The organism is Mesobacillus boroniphilus JCM 21738 (genome assembly GCF_000517385.1).
GTDB classification, from domain to species: domain Bacteria; phylum Bacillota; class Bacilli; order Bacillales; family Cytobacillaceae; genus Mesobacillus; species Mesobacillus boroniphilus.
This window is the reverse complement of sequence record NZ_BAUW01000131.1, coordinates 1-7837: the sequence shown is the minus strand read 5'-3', so window position 1 is coordinate 7837 and position 7837 is coordinate 1. Positions and strand designations below refer to the sequence as shown.

The 7837-nt window shown below is 32.3% G+C and carries 10 protein-coding genes; 5 read left to right on the top strand and 5 right to left on the bottom strand.

Translation table 11 applies throughout. From position 1 onward, the window contains the following. Positions 1-263 (top strand): hypothetical protein (locus JCM21738_RS26345; RefSeq protein WP_035210039.1); only part of this gene is annotated, 263 nt, incomplete at its 5' end. Continuing rightward, positions 251-697, top strand: coding sequence for a hypothetical protein (locus JCM21738_RS20210; RefSeq protein WP_035210036.1), 447 nt, complete (start codon positions 251-253; stop codon positions 695-697). The genes JCM21738_RS26345 and JCM21738_RS20210, both read left to right, overlap by 13 nt. 127 nt (positions 698-824) lie before the next feature. Here the strand turns inward: JCM21738_RS20210 and JCM21738_RS27565 are convergent, their stop codons facing one another. Further along, complete coding sequence (locus tag JCM21738_RS27565) at positions 825-1010, bottom strand: helix-turn-helix domain-containing protein (RefSeq protein WP_023626597.1); 186 nt, start codon at positions 1008-1010, stop codon at positions 825-827. 361 nt (positions 1011-1371) lie between these two features. Between JCM21738_RS27565 and JCM21738_RS20200 the strand changes: the two genes are divergently transcribed. Together JCM21738_RS20200 and JCM21738_RS24560 are read left to right on the top strand one after the other, a co-directional pair. After that, positions 1372-2334, top strand: coding sequence for a hypothetical protein (locus tag JCM21738_RS20200; protein ID WP_023626596.1), 963 nt, complete (start codon positions 1372-1374; stop codon positions 2332-2334). A gap of 43 nt (positions 2335-2377) precedes the next feature. Next, a complete protein-coding gene (locus tag JCM21738_RS24560; protein ID WP_023626595.1) occupies positions 2378-2545 on the top strand; it encodes a hypothetical protein in 168 nt (55 codons plus the stop codon). A gap of 97 nt (positions 2546-2642) precedes the next feature. Here the strand turns inward: JCM21738_RS24560 and JCM21738_RS20195 are convergent, their stop codons facing one another. The 4 genes from JCM21738_RS20195 to JCM21738_RS20180 form a co-directional block, all read right to left on the bottom strand. Beyond that, positions 2643-3512 carry a hypothetical protein gene (locus JCM21738_RS20195; RefSeq protein WP_148296155.1) on the bottom strand — a complete coding sequence of 290 codons (870 nt, stop codon included), beginning with the start codon at positions 3510-3512 and terminating at the stop codon, positions 2643-2645. 95 nt (positions 3513-3607) lie between these two features. Then, the gene (locus JCM21738_RS20190; protein ID WP_035210031.1) at positions 3608-4312 is read right to left on the bottom strand and encodes a hypothetical protein; all 705 of its coding nucleotides are present in this window, start codon (positions 4310-4312) and stop codon (positions 3608-3610) included. Between the two features lie 514 nt (positions 4313-4826). After that, positions 4827-5888 carry a hypothetical protein gene (locus JCM21738_RS20185; RefSeq protein WP_023626593.1) on the bottom strand — a complete coding sequence of 354 codons (1062 nt, stop codon included), beginning with the start codon at positions 5886-5888 and terminating at the stop codon, positions 4827-4829. A 179-nt stretch (positions 5889-6067) separates the two neighbouring features. Next, on the bottom strand, positions 6068-6472 hold the full coding sequence (locus tag JCM21738_RS20180) for a hypothetical protein (RefSeq protein WP_023626592.1): 405 nt from the start codon (positions 6470-6472) through the stop codon (positions 6068-6070). 467 nt (positions 6473-6939) lie between these two features. Between JCM21738_RS20180 and JCM21738_RS20175 the strand changes: the two genes are divergently transcribed. Then, positions 6940-7725, top strand: a complete 786-nt coding sequence (locus tag JCM21738_RS20175) for a hypothetical protein (protein WP_023626591.1) — start codon at positions 6940-6942, stop codon at positions 7723-7725. Positions 7726-7837 lie beyond the last annotated feature (112 nt).

Sequence of the window (7837 nt, the reverse complement as noted above, 5' to 3'; positions counted from 1 at the left end):
CTATGTCTGTCACTTCAATTTCCATAGGCTTCACAAATGAACTAGACATTAAAAAAATCCTATTAGGTATTACCCTTTCTTTCAGCTTACTATTGATTTATTTTATTCTAAGAAAGAGCAAAATCTTTGCTAATATAAAAAATAATAATATCCAAAACAAAAAATCTCACTTTTTATTTGCCTTTTACCTCTTGAGTTTACTTTCCATAATAAGCATATCTTTAACCATAGCTGCTATGAAGATGATAAAGTGGCAGAAGTAACTATTGAACCTGAATCCAATATACCTTTGCAGATTTATCTCGAAAATTATAATAATCCGAGTGGATACATTAAAATCTCTAATGAAACAAATGAAGACCCATTTATCCTTAAAATAAAAGCTGAAGACTTTCAATATCACCTAATAGAAACAGTACATACATCAAGCAAAAAAACGAAGGACATTAGTCTTTTATTTGAGGATTCTAACTCAAATATCCAGGCTAGAGTTAACTTAGAAGAAGGAAAAAGCATTCATCGCTATAAAATGAACATAGCTGAATACCTTTTAGATGGACATAACTCCATTGAAATTATTATTATATCAAACGATAACTCTACAAATAGTGCTGCTCACTTTGTTACAACCATAGAAAAAAAAGATGGTAAAATACTTATTTTGCAAAAAACGCTTTCTACGAAAATGAAGAAGTAATCAAAAAGGAAATATCAAGAATTGTTATTAAAGAACATTGATATCTCTTGCAATCTTTTCATCAAAAGTGTTAAGCATTTTTCAGAAGCCCATTCTTTGGAGGGCTTCTATAATTTTGTAATATTACCTAAGCGTTTATTCCATAAAACTTTAACAGTTTCCTGATGGTGGAATCAAAATGCACACCTTTATCATTCTCTATCTGGCTTAACGTAGAAACTTTCATTTTTAACTCTTGGCAAACTTGCCCCTGTGTCATATTCCGTTTGAACCTTTCTATTCTAAGGCGCGTTCCTAAGCTTTCAATGTACATTATAATCCTCCTGCACAAAAATTTATAAATTTATCGAAGGCTCATTTTCAGTTTCCAGATAAGTGATAAACTTCAAGAGAAATGAAATTCCACTTTCCGCCAACTGTTTGAAAGTTATGTCTTGAATGGTTTACTAAAACTTCCTTTACAAAGCTTTATTGAAAAGAGCAATATTAATAGTACACTTGATATTAATAATTAATAGATTCTATTTAAGAGAACTATATTTACACTGTCTTTATATAACTTCGCACAAAAATTACAAACCGAAAAAATTTTGTAATCTTTATACCCATACAGTGATATGATACTGTTTTATTACTATGAAATAAATCACATTATGCCAAGAGGTTATAGTCTAATGAAAAAAGTTATTAAGTGGATTATTGGTTTGAATATATTTCTATTTATGAACTATATAGTAGCAAATGCGTTCTCAGCTCTCGCTACAGATGTAGGTTATGCTGATTATCTGTTGGGTAAGAATACTATAATATATTTTTTTCAAGAAAAAGAACTTCATTCAGTTTCCTTTAAAGGTTATGCATTGGTGTTTTCTCTCAGCTCGCTACTATCTTTAGTGTATCTATTAATACAAGCAGTTTTAAGAGTAATAAAGAAAAACAAAATTTTAAAGAAAGAAAATGATTCACTAAGAGCAACAGCAGAAAAAGTGCCATTTAATGAAAAACTTCAGAAGATGGAGCATCAATTTATTATTAAATCGAAAGACTTCATCTCCAAGGTTAGCTCTACCAAAGTGATTGGTATTCAGCTATATAAGTATGATGTTCGAACTATAGGAAACTTAATAGAAGTCAGTATCAAATTTGAAGACCAGATTATCAACTCAAGTCAATCGCTATCAACAAGAACTACAGTCTTTCACTTTGATAGGGAATTATTTTTAGACTTACAAGAAAAATACAGCCAGTCTTCATTGGATTCCTTTATAAGCAATAATATTCAATCTATTGCAACAAAAACTTATACACCAAAGAATAAAAAAGAATTAGGGCTCTTCTTTCTTTTGAGGGTAGCTAGTTCATTGAGCAACACCCAACTAACAGACCCTAAATATAAAGCTTGGCTCCATAATATAAAGGACAATGGCAAAATTGAGGGAGTCATTCACAGTTATTTGTCACAAAAGCCATATGTATTTAGCAATGGAAGTGAAACACGGGAATACGTATGTTTTCATCATCCTGAAAAAGAATTTGCAGACTCCTATATAATTATAGTGGCTTTTGAAAAGAACTACAGTCACCCAACTAACTTAACTGAAAAAACTGACAATTTTAGAGCTATGTTGAGTTTTTAATTTTTTTAGAATGTGTTATAATTTCTTTAAGGTGGTGACTGTTATGTTTTCATTAACAGATACAATTTACCAATTTGTTAAAGAAACGTTTGAATTAATTATTTATAAAATTCAGTATTTACGCGACCCAGAAGGATTTAGGAATAATATGAAAAGAACTGGTTGGACATTTGATTTTTCTACTACAGAACCCCAAAAAAACAAACAATAACTCATTGATACAACTTCTTTTGGTCGAATGTGAAGCCAAATGAAAAAAGAAAATCCTTCTGTTTTTAGAAGGATTTTTTAGGTAGTTATATCCAATATCATTTTGTTCTCTCTTCTCTTGACTCAATCTTATACAACAGTTCACCCTTGTTTATTCTACCCAACTTTTTTGAAGTGATTTCATACCTTATAAGGAAATAACTAGAAGCTTGAACTAGAATGAAAGAAGGGAAGGAAATAGCTTCATTAGCATTTAACTTATCAAAATGATAAACCAATACATTCGACTCTGCATCATCTTCAAAATAATCAAAGTTAAAGAATGACCCCACATACCATTTGAAATTCTCATTTGCTTCTTTAATTTCTTTCTCATTGTTCTTAGCAACGACACTTTTATAAGGCTTATATAGATAGTTTATATTTTCCCTCACCTTACTGTCTTGATGGTGTCTTAAGTAAGTATTAAAGTAGCTTCCATAGCCTGTAAAATCCCTAATCAACGAAAAGTCAGGAATACGGATATTATTCTTTGTAAGAATAAAAACGTTTTTCGGAATAAAAATCTTCACTCTAATATCTTCATCATATGATAAGCCTTCATTTTTTAAGGCGAGTGGAATGACCTGAAACTTATTAAGATATTTAGAATACACTATCATTTCTTCATATTCGTCTAACTTTTTAAATAGCTTATTAAATAGCTGCCCTTTTGTCTTTTCTTGTTTAGTACCTTGTTCCTGTATTATGGGTGGTCCGCCAAGGAGTGAATGATAACCAACTTCTTGTCGTTTCAGTTCTCCCACATAGAAAAAGCTTTCATCCACTGTTATACCAAGGATATTATTAATTTGTTCACTTATCTCCACTTTCTTTCCATAAGGTATCTCGTTGGAGACATACGAGCCGCCAAAACTCGAAACCATCAACATCCTTCTTAATGCTTCGGTTTGTTCATCAATTATCACATCAGCCTTTTTAGGCAGCTTTATATCTCTTATTTGTCTTACTAACTCAATTAGCTGTTGCTTTTTATATTCTAAAATGGATTTAAAATTAGGGTTTAATTCACAAACTTGGTAGAAAAATCAATATATTTTGATAGATAAAATTGCACTACCAGACTTTTCTTTATTAGTTCACTGCTTTGAACTTGTGGAAAGTTAAAATAAACCCAATCCAACAAATTCTGTTCAAATTCTTCCCTTGATACCTTTTGTCCTTGTATGGAAAACTTATTAAAGGTATTGACTAAAGCATCCACCATCATTGCTCTCGTATAATAATTAACTGTGTGACCTTGCTCAGTTAAAAATATATCTAAGGAATTGTTTATTTTAGACTCCAAGGAACTAAGGTCAAAGTTCTCTTGGTGAATTGAAATCCTCTCTACAAAGTCCTTTATTCCTTCAAGTTCTTTTAATTCATCAGTTTGCAATGTTTCAATTTCATTCAATTTATTAACAAAGCGTTTGGTCCCGTCACTAAGACTACCAATTAATATTAGGCTAATCTCGTTAGCCTGAGATGCATCATTACATATTTCCTCTAACCATTTAATAATATCAGCTTTACTAAAATTATTTATAGAAGACTTTACTTGTGCAACTTTCTCATTACCACTGTTAAATTCCCATAATATATCTACTTTATCATTTGCCGAATCTGGTTCTACTTGCACAGATTTCCAGTCCTTATCCTGGAGGGACTGCAGAACCGAGACTACAGCTTGGTATAGATAACCTCTGCTACCTTCTCTTCCACCCAATATTCTCACCACCTAATAATCACCATTTTTTAAATTTGAATGAATCCGCATTATCGGAAACTACTAAAGCAATGTTTCAAGAACTGTAAAATTCTATTACACCCGTATCAGTGATGCACGCACGCATAAAGGCAAGGTTTTCCGAAGAACGAGAGGTTTATTTTATTTTCTTGCTCCTTACGTGAAACAGGACTTAGCAATATTTTAGTAATTACAAGTAATCTTTGTATCTATTTCAGAATCGTTGGAGCATTCTCGATTATTCCCAAAAATACTTGTTTTTATTTAACTGACGGATAGTATAAATCTATCACTTAATTAATATTATAATTTCTTTTTAATCAGAAGCCAATTTGGATTTCTTGTGGACATTATGACCCGCTAAAAATGTGAGTTTTAATAGATTGCTATGAAAGCTTAGACTTACCAAAATTAAATCACTCATTGGGTGTTATTCAACAATCAATAATAAAAAGGGAGCCGCAGCTCCCTTATTTTTTTAGAAAATCATTAATTAGCAATATTCATAATGCCACCAACGGACATAATATGCCCAGGTCCAACTTGGGTCATCATAAGTATGCAGTTCTGGATTTGGCTCAGGAACTTGAATGATTACTGACACATAGCCGTCATTTCTCCCACCGTCTGATAATAAACCTTGATATCTGAAGGCTCCATATACACAATTGTATGCACTGACTTTTTTAGTATAATCTCTTCCAGTTCTCCAAGGAGCTGACCCCCCAGCATACCAGGAAGTTTCGTGATAACCTCTATCAAGCAAATAATCTTGTCCATATCCTAAAGATACTCGATAAAGAACGTTATCTCTTGGCGGGCACTTATGAGGGTTGTCAGTACTTCCTCCACATCCACCTGAAGCTAATGCAGAGATAATTCCTTCAACTGATTTATCTTCCGTTGGAACTTCCGTACTTCTAATATTTTCATTTTGCTCCTGAAAAGCTTTTTCAGCAATGTCAATAGTATGAGCTGATACTCCTGCTTTCTCAGCAGCAGTCTTATCTAGCGTTGCAATATGGTTTTTATCAAAACTTACATAATCCATCACCAGGTCGATTTTGCTATTAATGTACTCCAAAGATGCGTTTTCGAATGCAATTTCTTCTGTGTTTCTATCTCTAAGAGACTGGACTTCTAAAGTTTCATTTCCTGGTTCTCTAGAAACCTCTGTTCCTTCCGTAATATACATAAAATAATGATTAAATTCACTCATAAAGGCATCAATAGATTCATTGTTCTCCGTACTTTTCAGCATTGCATTTTGTTTATCCAAATAATAGTTTGCTAAGTTGATAGATTCTTTGGACACACCTGCCTTTTTAGCAGCTTTACTGTCAATTACTCCCACAGTTTCATTTTCTGTAAGCGTAATAAAAGGCTCTACTTCTTCGAACATTGTTTCAATTTGTTTTCCAGAGTAATCTCTTGGATTAACTTTTTCTTTCTCCTTGGCATTTACAGCACCTGAAACTCCTGCTATTACATTCACCGAAGATAACAATAAAGTGAACGCAACAATAAAGATTGCAAATCTTCCTTTTTTCAACATATCCCACTAAACTCCCTTACCATTTTTTATCCTATTTTCCAGGACAATCCTATCTTACTTGAATCGTGGAATAATTTGTATAATTATGGAGTTGGGAAATTTTTAAAAGCTCGAACGTCTGAAATGATAAAACACCCCTTTCTTCTCAAACAAAAAAGAAAGCGATAATTTCGCTTTCCTTATCTCTCACTATAGGAATTGATTTGTTCTTCAAATTGACTTGAAACTTTATAGCAGGATTTGTCGCTACACAAGATGTTCTTATCAATGTCATAATAAAGTTCAGCAGAGGTTTGTTCCTTACTATATTCCTTCATTTCCTCGGATGTTTTTAATGTAATAGTCATGTCTTTATTATATTTATCAAGTCCTACTTCTTCAACATCTTCTAAATAACTCAAGAATTCCTTAGAGCCTAAAAAGGCTAACTGTTTCCCTTCAGAGTTAATATATACCTGGTCAACTACTCCGAATTTTGTACCAAATAATTCGTTGTACCTTACTTCTATATCAGATTTAATAGGGGATGGGTCGCTACAAGAAGTTAAGATAAGTATTATAAAAATCCATATTAATTGTCGCATATTTTCTCCTTTTTAACTTTGTTAATATTTCCATTATAACACTCTCTCACTTGGTAATAAATGTGAATAAAATTTCCCAACAAAATATTACATTATTACCTTAGCAAATTCTTTAGTTTAATCACCTGATTTTCATCTTTCTATTTTATTCTATAATTCTCTTGATATACTTAAAAGAAAATAAAGGCGGGTTATGAATGTTTCACACAAATCAAATCATACAGAATAGCCGATTGCTAGCTACTGCCACCTACACTAGAGCTTCATTATATCTTGATGAAAGAACAACAAATCAATACCGAGTTATGTATTGGTGAAGTGCAACAATCAAATGGATTCTATGACCATTCTTGGGTTGAAGTATACCAAATGACATTTGGTGTCGCTATTTAAACTAAGGGAGTTCTTTTTTATTCCTACCGTAAAACTGATTGAAAGTGCATATATTTAGTAAAGGATTGATATAGATGAACAAGATTGAATCTATGAAATCAAAGATAATAACATATACTACAGACTTATCTCTATCCTTTAAAGGAATAGAAAATCCTTGGGATACTATCCCGTTATACCACGGTACGACCTCAAAATATCTTAACGATATCCTACGAAATGGAATAGTACCAAGAAAGAATTCTGCTCACCACAATTTTCAAGAGAGTCCCTCTAATGAACACCTTGTGTATCTCAGCAACAAGTGGCATTATTGGTATGCTTATCACTCCAATAAAGAGTCAATTATTCGCAAAGTTGGGCAGAAAAGATATGAAACTGAAAGTATTGGAGCTCTTTGGAATGAGACAAACGACTTTCCGATATATGTATGCTGCGATATTCCTAAAGAATTGCTAACACTCGATGAAGATGTTGTCTACCAGTTCGATGTGAAGCACAAGATAAATTCAGGATTCATTAAAGAACCCTCTGATATCTCTATTTCAGACTGTTTAGCACAAGGAACTATTGCTTCTTTAAAAGAGATAGACCCTATCTATATCAATGAAATTGTCATTCTTGGCAGTCCTGAATATAGAGACGAGCTGCTTGAAGGTCAATATGGTGCCGAAGCAAATAATTGGTTTAACGGGTGGGGATTGGGAGATATGACTAGAGCTGATTTAAGCACTCTTGAATTAATGAAATACCATAACCAGATTGAAGTTCTAGAATATGAATATCCAGCTGATAAGAATAATTTAGTGGAGAACATAGTATTACTTGGAGATAACTTGATAATTTCTTTTAAAAGCTAACTTGTCAATTCCTCCTTTTACATTTATCAAGCAACGAGTTAAAGCCAGGTTTTTAAATCTTTTTTGTCATTTTTATTTTTGTTCAACATAGTAGTCAATTAAATTAGCTATC

Coding starts and splice junctions, on each gene's coding strand:
- JCM21738_RS27565 (WP_023626597.1), bottom strand. CDS start 1,010: ATGTACATTGAAAGCTTAGGAACGCGCCTTAGAATAGAAAGGTTCAAA.
- JCM21738_RS20200 (WP_023626596.1), top strand. CDS start 1,372: ATGAAAAAAGTTATTAAGTGGATTATTGGTTTGAATATATTTCTATTT.
- JCM21738_RS24560 (WP_023626595.1), top strand. CDS start 2,378: ATGTTTTCATTAACAGATACAATTTACCAATTTGTTAAAGAAACGTTT.
- JCM21738_RS20185 (WP_023626593.1), bottom strand. CDS start 5,888: ATGTTGAAAAAAGGAAGATTTGCAATCTTTATTGTTGCGTTCACTTTA.
- JCM21738_RS20180 (WP_023626592.1), bottom strand. CDS start 6,472: ATGCGACAATTAATATGGATTTTTATAATACTTATCTTAACTTCTTGT.
- JCM21738_RS20175 (WP_023626591.1), top strand. CDS start 6,940: ATGAACAAGATTGAATCTATGAAATCAAAGATAATAACATATACTACA.